This window comes from Arsukibacterium sp. UBA3155, from assembly GCA_002364615.1.
Taxonomy (GTDB): Bacteria; Pseudomonadota; Gammaproteobacteria; order Enterobacterales; family Alteromonadaceae; genus Alishewanella.
The window spans coordinates 23974-45742 of record DEYP01000019.1 but is presented as its reverse complement, the minus strand read 5'-3'; the positions used below and the strand labels follow the sequence as shown (position 1 = coordinate 45742).

At 48.0% G+C, this 21769-nt stretch carries 19 protein-coding genes; 13 read left to right on the top strand and 6 right to left on the bottom strand.

Going from position 1 to position 21769, the window contains the following annotated elements; translation table 11 throughout:
- Window positions 1-265: 265 nt before the first annotated feature.
- From B2X65_RS08540 to B2X65_RS08520, 5 genes are all read left to right on the top strand, one after another.
- A complete protein-coding gene (locus B2X65_RS08540; RefSeq protein ID WP_290611964.1) occupies window positions 266-2692 on the top strand; it encodes a M1 family metallopeptidase in 2427 nt (808 codons plus the stop codon).
- Window positions 2692-3180, top strand: a complete 489-nt coding sequence (locus tag B2X65_RS08535) for a DUF6702 family protein (RefSeq protein ID WP_290611962.1) — start codon at window positions 2692-2694, stop codon at window positions 3178-3180. The genes B2X65_RS08540 and B2X65_RS08535 overlap by 1 nt, the downstream gene beginning before the upstream one ends.
- A gap of 66 nt (window positions 3181-3246) precedes the next feature.
- A complete protein-coding gene (gene trxC, locus B2X65_RS08530; protein ID WP_414631417.1) occupies window positions 3247-3669 on the top strand; it encodes a thioredoxin TrxC in 423 nt (140 codons plus the stop codon).
- A gap of 37 nt (window positions 3670-3706) precedes the next feature.
- Complete coding sequence (locus tag B2X65_RS08525; protein ID WP_290611960.1) at window positions 3707-4198, top strand: YbhB/YbcL family Raf kinase inhibitor-like protein; 492 nt, start codon at window positions 3707-3709, stop codon at window positions 4196-4198.
- A 133-nt stretch (window positions 4199-4331) separates the two neighbouring features.
- Window positions 4332-5495 (top strand): YbfB/YjiJ family MFS transporter, encoded by a 1164-nt coding sequence (locus B2X65_RS08520; RefSeq protein WP_290611958.1) that lies wholly within the window; start codon window positions 4332-4334, stop codon window positions 5493-5495.
- Here B2X65_RS08520 and mnmE read toward each other — a convergent pair whose 3' ends face one another.
- The 5 genes from mnmE to rpmH form a co-directional block, all read right to left on the bottom strand.
- On the bottom strand, window positions 5496-6869 hold the full coding sequence (gene mnmE / locus B2X65_RS08515) for a tRNA uridine-5-carboxymethylaminomethyl(34) synthesis GTPase MnmE (protein ID WP_290611957.1): 1374 nt from the start codon (window positions 6867-6869) through the stop codon (window positions 5496-5498).
- 202 nt (window positions 6870-7071) lie between these two features.
- Window positions 7072-8727: a membrane protein insertase YidC gene (gene yidC / locus B2X65_RS08510; RefSeq protein ID WP_290611955.1), complete on the bottom strand. Its 1656-nt coding sequence runs from the start codon at window positions 8725-8727 to the stop codon at window positions 7072-7074.
- 3 nt (window positions 8728-8730) lie between these two features.
- Window positions 8731-8994, bottom strand: coding sequence for a membrane protein insertion efficiency factor YidD (yidD, locus tag B2X65_RS08505; RefSeq protein WP_290611954.1), 264 nt, complete (start codon window positions 8992-8994; stop codon window positions 8731-8733).
- Entirely contained in the window at window positions 8949-9317 is a 369-nt protein-coding gene (rnpA, locus tag B2X65_RS08500; RefSeq protein WP_290611952.1) for a ribonuclease P protein component, read from the bottom strand. Before rnpA ends, yidD begins: the two co-directional genes overlap by 46 nt.
- A gap of 18 nt (window positions 9318-9335) precedes the next feature.
- Window positions 9336-9473: a 50S ribosomal protein L34 gene (gene rpmH, locus B2X65_RS08495; protein WP_083923053.1), complete on the bottom strand. Its 138-nt coding sequence runs from the start codon at window positions 9471-9473 to the stop codon at window positions 9336-9338.
- Window positions 9474-9913: 440 nt separating this feature from the next.
- Between rpmH and dnaA the strand changes: the two genes are divergently transcribed.
- The 8 genes from dnaA to B2X65_RS08455 all read left to right on the top strand — a co-directional run bounded on the left by dnaA (window position 9914) and on the right by B2X65_RS08455 (window position 20112).
- On the top strand, window positions 9914-11293 hold the full coding sequence (gene dnaA / locus B2X65_RS08490; protein ID WP_290611948.1) for a chromosomal replication initiator protein DnaA: 1380 nt from the start codon (window positions 9914-9916) through the stop codon (window positions 11291-11293).
- 37 nt (window positions 11294-11330) lie between these two features.
- Window positions 11331-12434, top strand: a complete 1104-nt coding sequence (dnaN, locus tag B2X65_RS08485; RefSeq protein WP_290611946.1) for a DNA polymerase III subunit beta — start codon at window positions 11331-11333, stop codon at window positions 12432-12434.
- Window positions 12435-12437: 3 nt separating this feature from the next.
- On the top strand, window positions 12438-13556 hold the full coding sequence (recF, locus tag B2X65_RS08480; RefSeq protein WP_290611944.1) for a DNA replication/repair protein RecF: 1119 nt from the start codon (window positions 12438-12440) through the stop codon (window positions 13554-13556).
- Complete coding sequence (gyrB, locus tag B2X65_RS08475; RefSeq protein WP_290611942.1) at window positions 13540-15957, top strand: DNA topoisomerase (ATP-hydrolyzing) subunit B; 2418 nt, start codon at window positions 13540-13542, stop codon at window positions 15955-15957. The genes recF and gyrB overlap by 17 nt, the downstream gene beginning before the upstream one ends.
- A gap of 64 nt (window positions 15958-16021) precedes the next feature.
- Window positions 16022-16948 carry a glycine--tRNA ligase subunit alpha gene (glyQ, locus tag B2X65_RS08470; RefSeq protein ID WP_290611941.1) on the top strand — a complete coding sequence of 309 codons (927 nt, stop codon included), beginning with the start codon at window positions 16022-16024 and terminating at the stop codon, window positions 16946-16948.
- Window positions 16945-19002, top strand: coding sequence for a glycine--tRNA ligase subunit beta (gene glyS, locus B2X65_RS08465; RefSeq protein ID WP_290611939.1), 2058 nt, complete (start codon window positions 16945-16947; stop codon window positions 19000-19002). Before glyQ ends, glyS begins: the two co-directional genes overlap by 4 nt.
- Window positions 19003-19177: 175 nt before the next feature.
- Window positions 19178-19708 (top strand): RNA polymerase sigma factor, encoded by a 531-nt coding sequence (locus tag B2X65_RS08460; protein ID WP_290611937.1) that lies wholly within the window; start codon window positions 19178-19180, stop codon window positions 19706-19708.
- A 44-nt stretch (window positions 19709-19752) separates the two neighbouring features.
- The gene (locus B2X65_RS08455; RefSeq protein WP_290611936.1) at window positions 19753-20112 is read left to right on the top strand and encodes a DUF6768 family protein; all 360 of its coding nucleotides are present in this window, start codon (window positions 19753-19755) and stop codon (window positions 20110-20112) included.
- Between the two features lie 63 nt (window positions 20113-20175).
- Here B2X65_RS08455 and B2X65_RS08450 read toward each other — a convergent pair whose 3' ends face one another.
- Window positions 20176-21753 carry an amidohydrolase family protein gene (locus B2X65_RS08450; RefSeq protein WP_290611934.1) on the bottom strand — a complete coding sequence of 526 codons (1578 nt, stop codon included), beginning with the start codon at window positions 21751-21753 and terminating at the stop codon, window positions 20176-20178.
- Window positions 21754-21769 lie beyond the last annotated feature (16 nt).

The following is a 21769-nucleotide window of genomic DNA, read 5'->3' as shown; positions in this document are numbered from 1 at the left end:
ATTCGTTAAACCGCTTTATGATCAGGCCCCGCTTTGCGGGGCTTTTTTTTGGCGACAGAATCACTGTTATACGTGCTGAACGCTGCTTGTTTAGCAGCCAGAAGTTCCTTATCGTAGTCGGCTTGTTTTTATGCGTTACATAATAAGAGAGTACCTGGTTATGCCTGCAGTCTGGTCCCGACTTTCCACACGTCGATCATCTCAACCTTCTAAATCACTATCCATAATACTGTTAGGCCTGTTAACCACGTTACTGTGCGCCCAGGTGTCTGCTAACGGTGCTATCCGCCAGACCAAAGGGGACTTTGAAGATAAGTTCCGGCAGTTAGACGAAGTGCTGCCAACACCGAATATTTATCGTAACGCAGCCGGAGAGCCAGGCCAGCAGTACTGGCAGCAGCAGGTTAATTATAAAATGGACGTGGTGCTGGATGAAGCTAAACGTCAGTTAAGCACTAAGCAGCAAATCAGCTATTTGAACAATTCACCTTATACTCTGAAGTATTTGTGGCTGCACCTTGATCAGAATATTTTTAAAAATGATTCGATGGCGGAAATGACCACCGATTTTGGTGGTGTTGGTCGCCGTGGACCGGCCACTTCTATCGGTGAAGGTGAAATTACCGCCCGTTTAAGTCTGGAGGAGTTACGCCGTCAGCAGTTTATGGCAGATAACGAACTGGGCTTTCAGATCTCCAATGTAAAAAGCAGTAACGGTAAAGCACTGCCGGTAACAATGGTCGGTACCTTGATGCGGATTGACCTGGACAAGCCGTTAAAACCAGGCCAGCAAGTCGATTTCAGTTTAGATTTTGCCTTTAATATTGTAGAAGAAGATGCCGTGTCGGCCCGTGCCGGCTATGAGCATTTCCCGGATGATGCGCGTGAAGGCGGCAATGATATTTTTTTACTGGCGCAGTGGTTTCCGCGCTTAGTGGCGTATACCGATTATGAAGCATGGACCAATAAAGAGTTTTTAGGCCGGGGAGAATTTACCCTGGAGTTTGGTGACTATGACGTTAAGTTGACGGTGCCGGCAGACCATATTGTTTCCTCGACGGGTGAGCTGCAAAACAGCAGTAAAGTATTAAACCGCGAGCAAATAAACCGGCTGGAGCAAGCGAAAACGGCGAAGCGGCCAGTATTTGTTGTAACCGAACAAGAAGCGCTGGAGAACGAGAAAGCCGGCACTGATCAAACCAAAACATGGCATTTTAAAGCCAGCAAAGTTCGGGATTTTGCCTGGGCATCATCACGTAAATTTATCTGGGATGCTAAAGGCTACCAGCAAGGTGGCAGCGAACAACCCTTTGTTATGGCAATGTCGTTTTATCCCAAAGAAGGCGGCGAGTTGTGGCAGAAGTATTCTACCGAAGCTGTGGTCCATACCATGGAAGTATATTCCCGTTTTTCATTCGATTATCCTTATCCGGTGGCGCAATCGGTTAATGGCCCGGTAGGCGGCATGGAATATCCGATGATTACCTTTAACGGCCCGCGCACCAAATTGCAGGATGATGGCAGCCGTACTTACTCGCAGGCTGAGAAGCGTTTTTTAATCGGCGTGGTAATTCATGAAGTCGGCCATATTTATTTTCCGATGATCGTGAACTCTGACGAGCGGCAATGGACCTGGATGGACGAAGGCTTAAACAGCTTTCTGGATGGCGTAGCTGGCAGGGAATGGGATCCGACGATTCCATGGGGAGTGGAGCCGCGTGACATTGTTGATTATATGAAGTCAGACGTGCAGGTTCCTATTATGACCCAGTCTGACAGTGTGCTGCGTTTGGGCCCGAATGCCTATACCAAGCCTGCTGCAGCGTTAAATATATTGCGTGAAGTCATTTTGGGCCGGGAACTGTTTGATTTCGCCTTTAAAGAATATGCCGCCCGCTGGAAGTTCAAACGGCCTACTCCTGCTGATTTTTTCCGTACCATGGAAGAAGCCAGTGGCGTTGATCTGGACTGGTTCTGGCGGGGTTGGTTTTACAGCACTGACCATGTCGATATTGCGCTGGATAAAGTATTTCAGCTGCGCTTAGATACTAAAAACCCGGATATCGACTTTCAGCGTGAACGTCAGCAGGAGCTGGATAAGCCGGTTTCGCTATTTGTTGAGCGCAATAAAGCAGAAAATAAAGTGCTGTGGGTCGATCAGAATCCGGATGTGCGCGATTTTTATGATGACAACGATCGTTTCACTGTCACCAATAAAGAGCGTAATGCGTACAACAAATTTTTGCATGAACTCGAGCCCTGGGAGCGTAAAGCCTTTGAGCGAGCCGTTGCCGAAGATAAAAACTACTATGTACTCCAGTTTAGTAACAAAGGCGGCCTGGTCATGCCTATTTTACTGCAGCTGAATTATGCCGATGGTAGCAGCGAACAGCAGTATATTCCTGCTGAGATCTGGCGTCGTAGTCCAAAGGCGGTTAATAAACTGATTGTTACGGCCAAAGACAAAGTATTGCAGGAAGTGATTGTCGATCCGAAATGGGAAACTGCCGATGTCGATATTGAAAATAACTTTTATCCACGACGGATAGTGCCATCACGGATTGAGGCTTATAAATCGGAGAAAAGTAAAGCTAAAGTCAGCCGCGATATTATGCAGGACATTAAAACCGAAGTGAAAGATCCGGCAAAAAAATCAGAGACCGATAAGTCAACAGAGCAGGGCGGCAACTAATGCGCGGCTTGCTGAGTCTGCTGTTACTGGCTTGCTGCTGTGGCCAACTGGCAGCCCACGAGCTGAAAACAGCACTGAGTAAAGTGCTGTTTAATCCACGCAGCGGCAATATTGAAGTGATGCATCGTTTTTACGTGCATGATGCTGAGCATGGGGTGAAGCAGTTGTTTGATAAAAACGCTGATTTACTCAACAGTGAGCAGACGCAGCAGTTGTTTAATGGTTATGTCAGTGACCATTTCAGTATAGCCCGGTTATCAGGTGAGCCACTGCCATTGTCGCTGGTAGGTGGCCAGTTGGATGGCCGCTTTTACTGGGTATATCAGGAAGCGGCTATTCCGGCGGAAATTGCCGGCCTGCGTATAAAGCACAATGCGTTGCAGGGACTGTGGCCAGCGCAAATTAACACTGTAAATATTGAAGGGCGCGGCGCGATTAAAACCCTTAGTTTTGACAGTAAAACCGACTGGCAGCAGGTAAGTTTTTAATTCAGGCTTTAAAAAACCCTGAACTAACGCTATATAACACGCTATACCTGTTCGCTGGAGAGTGTCATGATTGTTGCCTGCCCGAATTGTAATAGTTTGAATCGTTTGCCGGCCGACAAAACCGCACTTGAGGGACGTTGTGGCAAATGCAAACAGATGCTGTTTACTCAGCAGCCATTGGAGCTGACCTCAGTTAACTTTGCCGCCCATGCCAATAAAGCAGAACTGCCATTGGTGGTTGATTTCTGGGCCAGCTGGTGTGGGCCATGTAAAAACTTTGCGCCGGTGTTTAACCAGGCTGCTCAAGAGCTCGAGCCACAATTCCGCTTCGGTAAGATTAATACCGAACAGCAACAACAATTAGCAGCACAGTTTAATATTCGCTCTATTCCTACCATAATGTTATTTAAACAAGGCAAGGTTCTGGCGCAGCAAGCAGGGGCTATGCCCGGTCAGGCCTTTAGCCAGTGGCTATCTCAGTATAAGTGAGTATTCACAAACTAAATTTATTTATAATGGAGGCAATATGACGGAAGCACGCTTCACCCTCAGCAGCCCTGATCTGCAGGAAGGTCATTTTATGGCCAAAGATCATGAATTTGATGGCTTTGGTTGTAATGGTAATAACGTTTCACCGGCGCTTGAGTGGCAAAACCCACCACAGAACACTAAAAGTTATGCCGTTACCGTGTTTGACCCGGATGCACCGACCAGTTCAGGTTTCTGGCACTGGCTGGTCACGGATATTCCGGCCGATGCCACCGGTTTTGCTCAAGGCGTTGGCAATGGCCGTTTACCCCCTGGCTGTCGTACTTTTAAAAATGATTATGGCAGCAAAGAATTTGGCGGCGCCTGCCCGCCAGAGGGCCATGGCATGCACCGCTATCAGTTTACCGTTTGGGCCTTACCAGAAGAAACCCTGGCAGTACCGGATGATGCCAGTGCTGCGGTAGTCAGTTTTATGCTTAATGCCAATGCATTGGGTAAGGCAACACTAACAGCCACTTACGCCCGCTAGTTGCTGTTTGAACAACGACATACTCGACTAAGGCCGCATATCGCGGTCTTTTTTTCTGGGCTAAGCTAAGCGTCTGGTTCAGCTTGCAAGTAATGGATAGGTTATTCTGCTACCGTCATCACAACGCTTATATGTGCTTTTAGCCGGCTTCTTCAGTCAGTTGCTATGCCTGGGCGTAGCACGTTTTGCCTATACGCCATTATTGCCTATTATGCAGCAGCAAACCCAACTGGATGACGCCACCGGCGGCTATCTGGCCGCCACGAATTATTTGGGCTATATGGCGGGGGCGCTGTTAGCCGCCAATCTGAATAATCTGCAGCTAAAGGATTCTCTGTACCGGCTTGGCTTGCTGCTGGCGGTTATCAGCACCTTGTGTATGGCATTAACTCAAAACGTCTATCTGTGGGCATGCTGGCGCTTTGTGGCAGGCTTAAGTAGTGCCGGCTCAATGCTGATTGCTTCTGGCCTGATTATGCATTGGCTACTCAGCCATCAGCAGCGCGCTGAGTTGGGTATCCACTTTGCCGGCCTGGGTTTAGGTATCGCCATGTCGGCGCTATTGGTCGAGTTTTTGCTAACGTTCGGGCTCGATTGGCGCGCACAGTGGTACTACTTTGCCACTCTCGCTGTTGGCTTAGCCATTCCAGCCTGGCGATGGTTGCCCCGGCCTGAACTTATCAGTAAGCAGCACAAAACGGTGCCCGCCGATTCGCCACCGTCAAAACGCTTTATGCGCCTGATGCTGGCCAGCTATTTTTGTGCCGGCTACGGCTATGTGATTAGCGCTACTTTTATTGTGGCGATTGTGGAGCGCATGCCTGGCCTGGCCGGCAGCGGCAACCTGAGTTTTATTGTGCTGGGCTTAGCCGCGGCACCGGCCGTGCTGCTATGGGATATTGTTGCCCGTAAAACCGGCTACCTGAAAGCCATAGCGCTGGCGCTGCTGTTGCAAATGCTGGCCATTATATTACCGCTTTGGTTAAACTCGCTTAGTGCGGTGCTATGTAGTGCGGCGTTATTTGGTGCCACTTTTATTGGCATAGTCAGTTTGGTGCTTACCATGGCAGGGCGTTTATATCCCAGTAAACCAGCCAAACTAATGGGTAAGATGACCTTAGCTTATGGCAGTGCTCAGGTTGTTGCGCCTGCTATTACTGGTTATCTGGCAGAAGTAAGTGGTTACTACGATACAGGTTTGCTGCTAGCGGCCGGTATGGTTGGTTTGGGTGCGGTGATAATAGCCGCACTCATCATTACTGATAAAACCGCGCAGCAGCTGGATGCCAGCTATTAGCTATTTACCGATACAGAACGAGCTGAAAATTCTGCCCAGCAAATCGTCCGAGCTAAACTCACCGGTAATTTCATTTAAGTGTTGCTGGGTTAACCGCAGTTCTTCCGCCAGAATTTCACCGGCGATATAGCTGTGCAGTTGTTCCTGACCGATAGTCAGATGTTCGGCGGCGCGGTCCAGTGCATCTAAATGGCGACGGCGGGCCAGAAAGCTGCCTTCGGTACTGGCATCAAAGCCAATACATTGTTTTAGATGCTCGCGCAGGGCATCGATACCGGCACCGGTTTTCGCCGATATGCTGTAAACGGGAGTCTTGTTGCTGGTCTGCTTTACATCTGGTATCAGTACTTCGCCGGTAATATCCGCTTTATTACGAATAACGGTAACGCCTAAGCTCGCTGGCAGACGGTCAATAAAGTCGGGCCAGATATCATGAGGATCGGTAGCCTCTGTTGTAGTGCCATCCACCATAAACAGTACCCGATCGGCCTGGGCAATTTCCTGCCAGGCGCGTTCAATACCAATTTGTTCTACCTGATCAGTCGCCTCACGCAACCCTGCGGTATCAATAATATGCAGCGGCATGCCATCAATATGAATATGCTCGCGCAATACATCACGGGTGGTGCCGGCAATTTCGGTAACAATAGCGGCTTCGCGGCCGGCCAGGGCATTTAACAAGCTGGATTTACCGGCATTAGGCCGGCCAGCTATTACTACTTTCATGCCTTCGCGCAGGATACTGCCTTGCGCCGCTTGCTTAGTTACGGTTGCAAGATAATCAATTATCTCCGCTAAATCGGTAGCGACTTTGCCATCGGATAGAAAGTCGATTTCTTCATCCGGAAAGTCAATTGCCGCTTCGACATACATTCGCAGGTAAATGACTTTTTCGACCAGTTCATGGATCCGGCGCGAGAATTCGCCCTGCAGTGATTGCATGGCAGAGCGCGCTGCCTGCACACTGCTGGCGTCAATTAAATCGGCTATCGCTTCAGCCTGGGCTAAATCGAGCTTATCATTTAAAAAGGCGCGCTCGGAAAACTCACCCGGCCGTGCGATGCGCACATTTGGCTGGGCCAATACCTGTTTTAACAGCATATCAAGCAGCACCGGCCCGCCATGTCCTTGCAACTCGAGTACGTCTTCGCCGGTAAAAGAATTGGGCCCTGGGAAGTACAGCGCGATGCCCTGATCCAGCACAGCGGCATCACTATCAAAGAAGGGTAAATACTCGGCATAGCGTGCTTTAGGCAGTTTGTGCAGCATGGCTTTGGCTACGGCTTTGGTGTCGGGGCCGGAAATACGAATAATACCCACACCGGCACGGCCGGGGGCAGTGGCTAATGCGGCGATGGTGTCAGTAGTAAACATAGTTGCTCTCTTAATGGAAAAAGCCTGTCGCTTGATGCTGACAGGCTATTTTGGTTTTTGCATGTTGGCCAGGGGAAGGAAATCGTTATTTCGCCGCTTTCGACAGCACTTCGCTGCTTTTAGAAACAACGGGGCTGTCTCAACCTGCGCGACATCCTTGTCGCTGCTACATAACGACACCTTACCCATGCCTTAAATTAGACTAAGCCTTCTTGGTATGTAAGCCTTTCTTTTCCATGCCTTTGTAGATATACAGCATCTGCGCCAGTGAAATCAGGTTACTGACCAGCCAGTACAACACCAGGCCGCTTGGGAACCAGATAAAGAACACAGAGAAAGCGACCGGCATCCACATCATAATTTTCTGTTGTAGCGGATCGGTCACCTGCATCGGCGTCAATCTTTGCATGGCAAACATACTTAAACCAAACAGCACTGGCAGGATATAGAACGGATCTTTGGTCGATAAATCCGTGATCCACAGCATAAAGGGCGCGTGGCGTAGCTCCACGCTCTCGACGAATACCCAGTACAAGGCTAAGAAAATTGGCATCTGCACCAGCATCGGTAAACAGCCACCCATCGGGTTTACTTTTTCTTTGCGATACAGCTCCATCATAGCCGGCCCCATTTTCTGGCGGTCGTCTTTGTAACGGGCTTGCAGTTCTTCAATCTTAGGCTTTAAGTTACGCATCTTAGCCATAGATTCGTATTGAATCTTGGTTAGCGGGTACATCACACCTTTCACCATAATGGTGATCAGGATAATGGCCAGGCCCCAGTTAATCACAAAGCTTTGGATGGTGGTCAGTAACCAGAACAATGGCTGAGAGATAAACCACAGGAAACCATAGTCAACGGTTAAGTCCAGACCATTGGCCAGCTCTGCTAATTTGTCCTGCTGCTTCGGACCGGCATAAAAGGCGCTGCCAATAACAGTAGTCTGGCCAGGTTGCAATTCGATAATATCGCTGCGGCTGCCAATAACACCTTTATTGCCTGATACCATACTGTACAAGCGGTTTTGCTGTTGCTGATCAGGTACCCAGGCCGCGACGAAATAGTGCTCGAGCATGGCTACCCAGCCACCAGTAGTGTTTAACGCCAGATTCTTTTTGGCCATATCGTCGAAGTCGTATTTCTCATAACGCTCTTCGCTGGTGCCATAGGCTGCACCACGGTAAATCGGCATCATCATGCTGCTGCTTTCACCGTTATCAATATTTTGAGCTAAATGCTGGTAAGGTTGAAAACGTTTGCTGACATCACTTTGGTTTTCAATTAAATACTCTACCCGGACATCATATTTGCCGCGACTGAATATAAAGCGTTTTTCAATTTTTAAGCCATTAAAGTTGGTGGTGAGTGGCACGACCAATTCATCGCTATTCTCAGACAGTTGATATTGCTGCTGCTCAAACTGATAAGGCTGTCTGCTGTTGGTTTGATCATCCGGACCGTCGGCACCAATTAAGCCAGATTGTGCGGTGTACTCGAAGCCTGGCAATTTGCGCATCAGCACATAAGGTTCTTCGCTGCCTTTGGTTAACGGAAATTGCGGTAAGGTCAGACCGACAATGTCACCACGACTGGTATCAATTTCAACGTTTAATACATCAGTCGCTACGCTAACTTTCTGCGCAGTCGGCGCGGCATTGGTAATAACCTGACTGGGGGCATCATCACCGGTAAGTCTGATATCACCGTTGTTGCTGCTACCAGGCGTTATATTCTGCGACTGTTCAACAGCAGCAGGCGTGGCGATGGGTTTTGGGCCATAATCTTTTTGCCATTCCTGCCAGAGGAAAAAACTGACGATTGCCAGGGCAATTACTAAAAAACTGCGTTGTGAATCCATGGGTTAGCTTTTCTCATTATGCTTATCAGGAACGGGATCATCACCGCCCTTATGTAAGGGGTGACATTTTAATATGCGTTTGCCTGCTAACCAAGCACCTTTTACCGCGCCAAAGCGTTCAATAGCAGTAATGGCATAGTGTGAACATGTTGGATGGAAGCGACAGTGTGGCCCTAGCAGTGGGCTTACTCCCCGCTGATAGCCACGAACCAGCATTAACATCAGCTTGATTGTAAAGCGATGTACTGGCGAGCGATTTTGCTCCATAGCCGTTCCAGTTGTTGCAAAAGTTCACTATTCGGGGTGTTGCTGATATCACCCTTTACCATTAATACCAGATCGACGCCGGGCAGCTGGTGTTGATGCAAACGAAAGCTGTCACGCACACATCGTTTTATACGATTGCGTTGCACGGCCAATTTAACACGTTTTTTAGCGATAGTAAGGCCTAATCGCGGATGTGCAAGCTGATTTGGTTTTGCAAGAATGGTAAACAGGGGAGACGCAACCCGAAAAGGGTGTTGGAATACATTATCAAATTGACTGGGAGCTAACAGGCGTAACTCCCGGCCGAAGTTCAGGCTGACCACGCAGCGCTTAACAGCCGATTACGCTGATAAACGCTGACGGCCCTTAGCACGGCGACGCGCTAAAACCTGACGACCATTTTTAGTGGCCATACGTGCACGGAAACCGTGGTTGCGCTTGCGTTTTAATACGCTTGGTTGAAACGTTCTTTTACTCATAATTTCATCCGTCCGGTCGAAATATTTACTAAGATTACCTGTGTTTTAGCAAATATACCAAAACGCAGCTGACAAAAATGAGCGCGAATTTTAAGTAGTTCGGTGCCGAAAGTCAATGCGATCCTCGCTTTTATTCTGATCTGATCGTTGTTTATATCGCCAACTTAATAAGTTTTCCACAGCCACACTGATCTTACTGAATAAAATGTGAGTTATTTATTTTTTAAGCCAGAAACAGCAGCCGATTATGATTAGTATTATCAAATAGAATAAGGCTTTTAAATTGTATTAATACAAAGGCTTGTGTTATTTATAGACCTCGCTGGGTTTTTTTTGAAAAGTCAACATTGAACTTGTGGATAAGATCATAGGATAATGGCCGACTTGCGTAGGGATACCAGCCCTAACTTATCATTTTAATCAGGGCTTCAGGAGAGACGGTGTATCAATCTGTTTGGCAAAATTGTTTACAGGCTTTGCAATCTGAACTGCCAGCCCAACATTTCAGTATGTGGATCCGGCCGCTACAAGCTGACAGTTCGTCTGATTCTCTGATCCTGTATGCGCCAAACCGCTTTGTACTGGATTGGGTACGAGAGAAGTATTTAAACCGGATCCTTGAATTGATCCAGGATTATTGTGGCGATGATGCACCACGACTTAAGTTTGATGTCGGTAACAGTCAGCAACAAACAAAGCGACCCCCGGGTAATAGTCACTTACCTCAAGCAGAACCGGCGGCTAACAATTCGATACCGGCACCGCGGGAAGCCGCTGAGCCCGCTCCGAAGACTATAGTGCGCAGCAACGTCCGGGCAAATTACACCTTTACTAACTTTGTTGAGGGTAAATCGAATCAGTTAGCACGTGCCGCAGCCAGTCAGGTTGCTGATAATCCGGGTACTGCTTATAACCCCTTGTTTATTTATGGCGGCACCGGCCTGGGTAAAACCCACTTATTACACGCGGTCGGTAACGGTATTCTTGCGAAAAAGCCTGATGCCAAAGTCATTTATATGCACTCTGAACGTTTTGTTCAGGATATGGTTAAAGCATTACAAAACAATGCCATAGAAGAGTTTAAACGTTATTATCGTTCGGTAGATGCGCTACTTATCGATGACATTCAGTTTTTTGCTAATAAAGAGCGGTCACAAGAAGAGTTCTTTCATACGTTTAATGCCTTGCTTGAAGGCAACCAGCAAATTATTTTAACCAGCGACCGTTATCCCAAAGAAATTGACGGCGTGGAAGATCGTTTAAAGTCTCGCTTCGGTTGGGGCCTGACCATTGCCATAGAGCCTCCTGAGTTGGAAACCCGGGTAGCAATTCTGATGCGTAAGGCGCAGGAGAACCAAATCCGCCTGCCGGAAGAAGTTGCCTTTTTCGTGGCAAAGCGATTGCGTTCAAACGTGCGGGAATTAGAAGGGGCGTTAAATCGGGTTATTGCTAATGCTAACTTCACCGGCCGGCCTATTACCATTGATTTCGTGCGGGAAGCATTACGAGATTTACTGGCGTTGCAAGATAAACTGGTTACTATTGAAAACATTCAGAAAACAGTGGCCGAGTATTATAAAATCCGCGTTGCCGATTTATTGTCGAAACGGCGCTCTCGCTCGGTAGCGCGGCCGCGACAAATGGCCATGGCATTATCAAAAGAATTAACCAACCACAGCTTGCCAGAAATTGGCGATGCCTTTGGTGGCCGCGACCATACCACGGTATTACATGCCTGTCGCAAGATTGAATCTTTAAAGGAAGAAACCCACGAAATTAAAGAGGATTTTCAAAACCTCATTCGCACGTTATCTTCATAGCCGGTTTTAACAGGGACATCCTAACTAAGGTTAAGCTATGCAATTTGTGATCAACAGAGACGCCTTACTCAAGCCACTGCAAATGGTCTCGGGCGCCATTGAACGACGCCACACCTTACCTATTTTATCCAATGTGTTGATAGAAGTAAGTGAGCAACAGCTAGCGCTGACCGGTACCGATTTAGAAGTTGAACTAGTGGCTACTACTGATGCGGTGCAGGTGCAGCAGGTTGGCAGGGTTACCGTGCCGGCTAAAAAGTTGCTGGATATTTGTCGCAGCTTGCCAGAAAACAGTGATATTAAAGTAGTACTGCAAGCCGAGAGCTGTATCTTAACTTGTGGTAAAACCAAGTTTACGTTGTCTACGCTTAGTGCGGCAGAATACCCTAATCTGGAAAGTTGGCAGGGCGAAGTTGATATCAGTATCAGCCGTCAGCAATTGCGTAAGTTATTGGATGACACAGCCTTTTCAATGGCCAACCAGGACGTAAGATACTATTTAAACGGCTTGTTGTTTGAAGTCGACAACGGTAGCCTGACCGCAGTAGGCACGGATGGTCATCGGCTGGCACTAAGTAAACTGGCGTTGCCTGGAGTTAATTTGCAGCAAAAGCAAATTATTATCCCGCGTAAGGGCGTACTGGAAATTATGCGCTTACTGGCCAATGACGACCAGATTATCCAGTTAAGTCTGGGCCAGAATCATATCCGCTTATCCGATCAGGGCTTTACCTTCAGCAGCAAGCTTATCGATGGTCGGTTCCCTGACTATCGCCGGGTACTACCACGCAATAGCACCAAGTTAGTTACAGCGCATCGGCCGGTAATTAAAGACGCCTGTACCAGAGCGTCTATTTTATCCAACGAAAAATATCGTGGCGTGCGCTTTACCTTAAGTAACGATGAACTGCAAATCATGGCGAATAACCCCGAGCATGAGCAAGCTGAAGAAGTTATTGAGGTTGAATATCAGGGGGATCCACTGGAGATTGGGTTTAACGTCGGCTATATGCTGGATGTGCTTAACACCCTTAATACCGACCTGGTCATTTTGCATTTAAATGATGCTAACTCCAGCACCATGATTGAGGGCGTTGGTAATGAAGGCGCCAGCTACGTTGTTATGCCAATGCGATTATAAGTAATGGCGTTACTGTCGTTGCAACTTAGCCAGTTTCGCAATATAGCGGCGCTGGCTTTTACTGCCCACCCTGAGTTTAATCTTATTTATGGTGAAAATGGTAGCGGCAAAACCAGTTTGCTCGAGGCGATTTATTACCTGGCACATGGGCGGTCATTTCGTAGCCGGGCGCATCAACGGCTGATTAAAGACGACAGCGAACAGTTTATCCTGCACGCTAAGGTCAGTAATAATCAGCAAGAATACAGTTTGGGTTTGCAACGAAACCGCTCGGCTGAACTGTTGCTGCGCCTCAATGGTGCTAATGTGCAAAGGTTGGCGGAGTTTGCCAGCTTATTGCCGGTACAGCTACTTACCCCTGATAGCTTTCGCCTGTTCTTTGGCGGCCCGAAAGAGCGCCGGCAATTTTTTGATATGGGTGTGTTCCACGTGGAACCTGGTTTCTTCCCGGTATGGTTGCAGTTTAGTCGGGTGCTAAAACAACGCAATGCTTTATTAAAGCAGCGTCGTCGCTACGACGATGAATTCGCATACTGGGATCAGCAGTTCGCTAACCTCGCCTGGCAGCTACACGCTCATCGTCAGCATTACATCGATCAGTTAAGTGAGGCGTATCGACAATTAGTATCAGCGAATCCCTTGTTAGCTGATGTCAGCATGCAGTTGCAAAGCGGTTGGCCAGAAAGAATAGATAGTGAAAAAGCGTTATTGGATCTACTGCAACACAGTTTTGATCAAGATTGCCGGCAGGGCTTTAGTCAGTATGGTCCACAAAAAGCCGATTTAAAATTAAAAAAAGCTCAGTTGCCAGTGGAAGAAGTATTATCCCGTGGCCAACTAAAAGTGTTATTATTTGCACTTAAAATCGCCCAAAACAATGTAATCAGTAATAGTGGTAATAAGCAGCCACTGTTACTAATTGATGATTTGGCGTCTGAACTGGATGCCAGTTCAACCCAACTTGTTTTTGAGTATTTAACCCAGATTAATTCACAGGTATTTATTACTGCAATTAATGCTGATCAGGTTTCACCTTATATTGCTGCCGAGCGTAGCAAGATGTTTCACGTGGAACACGGTCAGATAACAGCACGGACAGACGAAGATGGCCGAACAACATAATTACGATTCCTCAAGTATTAAAGTATTAAAAGGGCTGGATGCCGTTCGTAAAAGACCAGGCATGTACATCGGTGACACCGACGACGGCACCGGCTTACATCATATGGTGTTCGAGGTAGTCGATAACTCAATCGATGAAACGCTCGCTGGCTATTGCACTGATATCTGGGTAACGATTCACAGCGATGGCTCGGTGTCCGTTCGCGATAACGGCCGCGGTGTACCTACCGAAATGCACGAAGAGGGTGTATCAGCTGCTGAAGTTATTATGACCGTGCTGCACGCCGGTGGTAAGTTTGACGAAAACTCTTATAAGGTGTCAGGCGGTTTGCACGGCGTGGGTATTTCCGTGGTAAATGCGTTGTCCGACAAATTAGAACTGACTATCCGTCGGAAAGGTCAGGTACATAACCAGATTTACCATTTAGGCGTGCCCCAGGCACCTTTGGGGGTAATTGGTGAAACCGACGATACCGGTACCGCTATCCGCTTCTGGCCAAGCCCAACCGTATTTAGCGATATCGATTATCACTACGATATTCTGGCAAAACGTTTACGTGAACTGTCATTTCTTAACTCTGGGGTCAGTATTATTCTGACGGACGAGCGTAATGACAAAAAAGACCACTTTAAATATGAAGGTGGTATTGAAGCCTTTGTGCAGTATTTAAACCGCAGCAAAACCAGCGTTCACCCTAAAGCGTTTTATTTTTCTGATCAGCGTGAAGATGGCATTTCAGTAGAAGTGGCCATGCAGTGGAACGACAGTTATCAGGAAAATGTGTTTTGTTTTACCAATAATATTCCACAGCGCGATGGCGGAGCTCACTTAGCCGGTTTTCGTGGGGCATTAACCCGGGTGTTAAATAACTATATTGAACACGAAGGTTACGCCAAAAAAATGAAAGTGCAGGCGTCAGGTGACGATGCCCGCGAAGGTTTAACGGCCGTAGTCAGTGTTAAAGTACCAGACCCGAAATTCAGCTCGCAAACCAAAGATAAGCTGGTATCCAGCGAAGTCCGCTCTGCCGTTGAAGGTGTGATGGGCGAGAAGTTAAACGAATACCTGTTAGAAAACCCAGGCGATGCCAAAATCATCGTTGGTAAAATTGTTGATGCGGCCAGAGCCCGCGATGCAGCGCGTAAAGCTCGGGAAATGACCCGGCGCAAAGGCGCTTTAGACATTGCTGGCTTGCCTGGAAAATTGGCAGACTGTCAGGAAAAAGACCCGGCGTTCTCAGAACTGTACATCGTAGAGGGTGACTCTGCGGGTGGGTCTGCCAAGCAGGGCCGTAACCGCAAAAATCAGGCAATATTACCGCTGAAAGGTAAAATTCTGAACGTTGAAAAAGCCCGCTTTGACAAAATGTTGTCATCGCAGGAAGTCGGAACCTTAATAACCGCCTTAGGTTGTGGTATCGGCCGCGAAGAATATAACCCTGATAAAACCCGTTACCACAGTATCGTATTAATGACCGATGCCGACGTCGACGGCTCGCACATCCGCACCTTATTACTGACCTTTTTCTACCGGCAAATGCCTGAATTAATTGAGCGTGGTTATATTTATATTGCCCAGCCGCCCTTATTTAAAGTGAAAAAAGGCAAGCAAGAACAATATATTAAAGATGAACCCTCGTTAGTTGAACACTTAACGACGTTGGCGCTGGATGAAGCAACCTTACATGTAAACGCTGACGCACCGGGTATCGGTGGCGAGCACCTGGAAAAACTGGTGCGTTTGTATCACAAGGTTACTGCTATTATTAACCGCTTAAGCCGGAAAATACCTTACAACCTGTTAAATGAGCTTATTTATGTCACAGGCTTAAGCCCGGAAAATGTTAAAGATAAAACCGTAGTGGAAGCCTGGGTTAAAACTCTGGCTAAACGACTGGATGATAAAGAAGGTGATGGTTCCAGCTACAAGTATGACGTGATTGAAGATCGGGAACGTCATTTATTCCAGCCTAAAATCATTATTCGTCAACACGGTATCGATAACGAATATGCACTGCACTACGATTTTATTACCTCGCGTGATTATCAGAATATTGTTGCCCTGGGTGACGAAATTCGAGATCTGATTGAAGAAGGTGGTTTTATTCGTCGCGGTGAGAAAGTAAAAGCCGTTGAAACCTTTGTTGAAGCACTCGACTGGCTAATGGCGGAGTCTAAGCGCGGCCTGTACATTCAGCGCTATAAAGGACTGGGCGAGATGAACCCGGATCAACTGTGGGAAACCACCATGGACCCACAAAACCGGCGCATGTTGCAGGTTACTATTGAAGATGCCGTCGGCGCTGACCAACTGTTTGCTACCCTGATGGGTGACCATGTTGAGCCGCGACGGGCCTTTATTGAAGAGAACGCGTTGTACGTTGCCAATTTAGACGTATAGTTTTTTTACCAGATAACAAGACAGGGGCTGCGGCCCCTCAGTCATTTTAGCGAGTTAGCAGCGCATGCATAATTACGATATAAAAACCTTTCAGGGCCTGATATTAGCCCTGCAAGATTACTGGGCACGTCAGGGCTGCGTTCTGGTGCAGCCACTGGATTTAGAAGTGGGCGCCGGCACCTTTCACCCCATGACGTTTTTACGTTCCTTAGGGCCAGAGCCTACCAACGTGGCTTATGTGCAGCCATGTCGGCGGCCAACTGATGGCCGTTATGGTGAAAACCCCAACCGGTTGCAGCATTACTACCAGTTTCAGGTGATTTTAAAGCCGTCACCAGACAATATTCAGGAGCTGTACCTGGGCTCATTGCGTGAGTTAGGTATTGATACCCTGGTGCATGATATTCGTTTTGTTGAAGACAACTGGGAGTCACCAACCTTAGGCGCCTGGGGCCTGGGCTGGGAAGTGTGGTTAAACGGCATGGAAGTGACGCAGTTTACTTATTTCCAGCAGGTAGGAGGCTTAGAATGCCGGCCGGTAACCGGGGAAATTACCTATGGTTTAGAGCGTCTGGCCATGTACATTCAGGGTGTTGACTCAATTTATGACTTAGTCTGGACTGACGGGCCGTTAGGCCGGGTAAGCTATGGTGATGTATTTCACCAGAATGAAGTAGAGCAATCTACTTATAATTTTGAGCATGCTGATGTACCGGCGTTGTTTGCCCAGTTTGACCAATGTGAAAAAGAAAGCCATTACCTGATTGAACAAGGCTTAGCCTTGCCCGCTTATGAAAAGGTAATGAAAGCCTCCCATGCGTTTAATATGCTGGATGCGCGACATGCAATATCAGTGACTGAGCGGCAGCGTTATATTCTGCGGGTTCGTACCTTGGCCAAAGCCTGTGCCGAAGCTTATTTTGCCAGTCGCGAAAAACTGGGTTTTCCGCTTTGTAAAAATGGCACGCAAAACCAGCAGGAGGCAAAATGAGCGCACAGGATTTTCTGGTAGAAATTGGTACTGAAGAGCTGCCACCCAAGGCGCTTAAAACACTGGCGACAGCCTTTGCTGATAATATTAGCGCAGAGCTGGCCAAACAAGAGTTAAGCCATGGCGACATTGTCTGGTACGCTGCGCCCCGTCGTTTAGCCGTGCGGGTAAATGGGCTGGCAGCAAGCCAGAGCGATAAAGTAATAGAAAAGCGTGGCCCAGCCATTGCCGCCGCATTTGATGCTGACGGTAAGCCAACTAAGGCCGCTGCTGGTTGGGCGGCAGGTTGTGGCATTAGTGTGGAGCAAGCCGAACGACTGGAAACCGATAAAGGTGCCTGGTTATTGCATAAGCAATTACAAAAAGGCCAGAGCACTGTTGCGTTGTTAGCAGATGTGATTAAAACGGCGCTGGCGAAGTTACCGATAGCCCGGCCTATGCGTTGGGGCAACTCCAATGCTGAATTTATCCGGCCGGTGCATACCATCATTATGTTGTTTGGTAACGAAGTGGTACCCGCGACCATTCTGGGGCGTGACAGCAGTAATAAAAGCTATGGTCATCGTTTTCATGCGCCAGCTCTGGTTGAGATTGCTAATGCCGATGCTTATTTAGCAACGCTAAAGCAGGCCTATGTAGTAGCCGATTACAACGAACGTAAAGATACTATTGCCAGGCAGGTCAAAGCAACAGTTGACAGTTTGGGCGCTGTAGCGCAGATGGATGATGCTTTGCTGGAAGAAGTGGCTTCATTAGTGGAGTGGCCTGTGGTGCTGGTGGGCAGCTTTGAGCAGAGTTTCCTGCAGGTACCAGCCGAGCCGTTAATTTCAACAATGAAAGATAATCAGAAATACTTCCCGTTGCTGGATAAGCAGGGCAAGTTAATCAATAAGTTTATCTTCGTCACCAATATTGAAAGTAAGGATCCAGCGCAGATAATCAGCGGTAATGAAAAAGTCGTGCGGCCACGGTTGGCTGATGCTGAGTTTTTCTTTAAAACGGATCGTAAAACCAAGCTTATTGAGCGGTTGGACAGTCTGAAGACTGTGTTGTTTCAGAAGCAGCTGGGCACGCTGGCAGAAAAGTCAGAGCGGATAAGTTCTGTTGCTGGTTTTGTTGCGGCAAAAATTGGTGCGGAAGCGGCCGCGGCTAAACGCGCAGGTTTATTATCTAAAACCGATTTAATGACCAATATGGTCGGTGAATTCCCTGAAGTGCAGGGCATTATGGGTATGCACTATGCAAGGCTTGATGGTGAAGACGAAGCGGTAGCGCTGGCGCTAAACGAGCAGTATATGCCACGCTTTGCCGGTGATCAGTTACCAAGCCGGTTGGAAGGTGCTGCAGTAGCGATTGCCGATAAGCTGGATACCTTAGTGGGTATTTTCGGCATTGGCCAGATACCAAAAGGCGATAAAGACCCGTTCGCTCTGCGCCGGGCGGCGATAGGTGCGCTGCGTATTATGGTGGAGAAACAGTTACCGCTGGATCTGGTAGAACTGATTGCCTTTAGCCAGCAAACCTTTGGCAATAAGTTAACGAATACCAAGGTTGCTGATGAGGTACTAGACTTTATGCTGGGCCGCTTCCGTGCCTGGTATCAGGACGAAGGCTACTCTGTTGATGTTATTCAGGCGGTGTTAGCACGCCGGCCAACCAGCCCAAGTGATTTTCACCGACGGGTAAGTGCAGTGGCTGCATTCAGTAAGCTGGAAGCGGCAGCAGCGCTGGCAGCAGCGAACAAGCGGGTTGCCAATATTCTGGCTAAAGTCACCGAGACTATTCCGTCAGAAGTAAGCACTAACTTACTGCAGGAGTCAGCAGAGAAAGCGCTATATGAGGCAATAACGGTTGAACAAGCTTTTCAGAGCGAAGGGCACAATTATAGCGACAGCCTGGCGCATCTTGCCGGTATGCGTGAGGTTATCGACACCTTTTTTGACCAGGTTATGGTAAATGCCGATGATAACGCCGTGCGTGTTAATCGCCTGGCATTACTGCAGCAGCTTCGAGAACTGTTTCTGCAAGTCGCTGATATTTCAGTGTTGCAGTAACCGCGTTATAGTTTCTAATATTTAAAAAGCCGGCTTAACCGCTGGCTTTTTTTGTTTGTGGAAAAGAATAAATAGCGCCAGCAGTTAAACTAAAGCAAAAATAAATATTAATATACGTGAACCCGGTAACCCTTAGCGTCGTCTTTTAATAGCAACAACAATATTAAGGACACTAATGCAGCAGGCACAACTCGATTTACTGGTGCTGGCGATGCAAGACGGCGATAAGCGAGCTTTTGGCTTGCTGTATCGGCATTATCATCGGGACTTACGCCGCTTTGCTGCATATTTACTGACAGACCCGGCGCTAGCTGAAGATGTAGTGCAGAACGTCTGGTTGAAAGTAGGCAAGCGAATAGCCCGCCTAAATGACCCTGCGGTATTCACCAGTTGGTTGTACCGGGCGGTGCGCTGGGAGGTGCTGGATTATCAGAAGCAAGCAGAAAATTGTAAACAGCAGACAATCGATATTGAGGCTTTAGCAGCCCAGCTTAGCCCAGCTAACAGCCAGCAGCAAGCTTACGATAGCGGTGATCTAAGCAAAGCGCTGGCGTTACTGGCAGCAGAGGAGCGGCTGGTATTGCAGCTGCATTATCTGCATGAGTTAGAGCTTAGCCAGATAGCTTTGATAGTCGACATACCGCTAGGTACCGTTAAGTCACGATTGCATCGGGCACGACAGCAGTTACAACAAAAACTGCAATAGTATTTTGGTTTAGCGTTTTTACCCCACCCAATAAGGAGCAGGCTATGACAACCGATCACGACATTAAGATACATTTGGCCAAACAGGCCGCAGAGCTGGATAAATTAATGCGCGAAGAGCAGGGACTGGAGAAGGTATTAGCCTCTGGTTTTAAGGGCGGACTTGGCGGAATTATGATAATTGCCTACATACTGGCAACGGCATTGGCAGTAGCGATTTTTTATTGTGGCTATCATTTCTTCACGGTGGCGCCGGAGCAACAATTATTCTGGGGCGTGTCTTTATTGTTAGTATTTCAGGCCCAGGTTGCGACTAAACTATGGATCTGGATGGAAACCAACCGTAGTTCAACTTTGCGTGAATTAAAACGCTTGGAGCTGGCGGTAGCACAACTGACAAAATAGGATGAAACCAGACGCTAAATTAAAGCGGCTGGTTTTTCAACGCGAAGCAAACTAAAAGTAGCACTATTTGTTAGCGTCCTGTTGTTTTGCCTGCTCTACCATGTTCCTGACATCACTTAACAGCTGCTGCGCGTCATACACAATGCCGTCTTTAATGGTGTAACGAACGCCTTTGGTGCGAATCGCTTCATTATCAGCATTAAGCCGGTAATGACCGGTACCGTATAACACTTTAAAATTAGCCAGTGGGTTTTCGGCAACAATAACCAAATCGGCTTTTTTACCTGGTACCACGCTACCAATCTGCTCGTCCAACCCCAGGGCAATAGCGCCGTTAAGTGTAGCTGCCTGCACCACTTCTAATGCGTTAAAACCGGCTTCGCGCAATAGCTCAAGTTCCTGAATAAAAGCAAAACCGTAAATTTTATAAATGTAGCCGGCATCAGATCCCACCGTAATACGGCCGCCATGGTTTTTATAGTCATTTAAAAACTGCATCCAGATCCGGTAATTGTCACGCCAGGTAATTTCATTGTCGGTGGTCCAGTCAAACCAGTAAGAGCCATGAGCGTAGCGACTGGGAGTAAAAAACTTAGTCAGGGTTGGCAGGGTATAATGCTGGTGCCACTGTGCATTACGCTGGGCAGCAGCATCGCGGCTGGCTTCATAAATAGTCAGGGTGGGGTTAATGGTAAAATCGAGTGCTATCAGCTCATCTCTTACCGCATTCCATTTGTCTGAGCCAGGCTTCGCTGCCTGACGCCACAGCTCACCGGCGGCACTAAAGCGATCCTGTTCGTTCTGGTAATTGTAATCAGCAGGGTAGTCTTGAATAGTCTGGCCGCTAAACAGCGCTTCAGGTAAGCCATACCAGTGCTCCATCGAGCCTAACCCCAGCCGGGCACTGTCCAGTACATTAGTGCGGGCGACATTCAACTGGGCGTGGTGCATCATAGTGCCTAACTGCTGCTTGGTTGCTTCATCCAAAGCAGCGGCCATTATGGCCGGTGTTGCACCAAAAAATTTAATACCCTCGCCACCGGCCTTTTTAATATCGCGTACCCACTTGCGAGCCTGCTCAGGGTTAAATACAGGTTGTGGTAAGCCTTGACCAAAACCAACATAAGGCACTATCCGCGGCGCGACAATTTTATTTTCAGCCGAAGCCTTTACATGTTTTAAGGTCCAGGCCAGGCCATTAAAGCTACCCGGCTCCCGCACTGTGGTAATGCCGTGCGCCAGCCACAGCTTAAATACGTACTCAGCGGGGATGCCAGCGGCTGAGCCACCAATATGACCATGCATGTCAACAAAGCCGGGCAAAATATACATGCCGCTGATATCCATTTCGGTATCAGCAGGGCCTGCTTTTAGCCGGCCTTCTGTAAGCACGGGTACATCGGGATAGCCGACTACGTTTACCTGAGTGATACGGTCGTTTTCAATCACAATATCCACCGGGCCAATCGCCGGTGCGCCTTCACCACTAATCAGGGTGCCGCCACGTAAAATTAAGCGTTTATAAGGGCCATCTCCCTGACTACGCTCAGGTGCCGACGGGGTGCGTTCGGTCTCATTGGCGAGCACAGGCAAACAGGAGGTGCTGATAACCAGCAATAGGGTGCTAAACAGCAGACGCATGGCAAGTCCTTTCAGA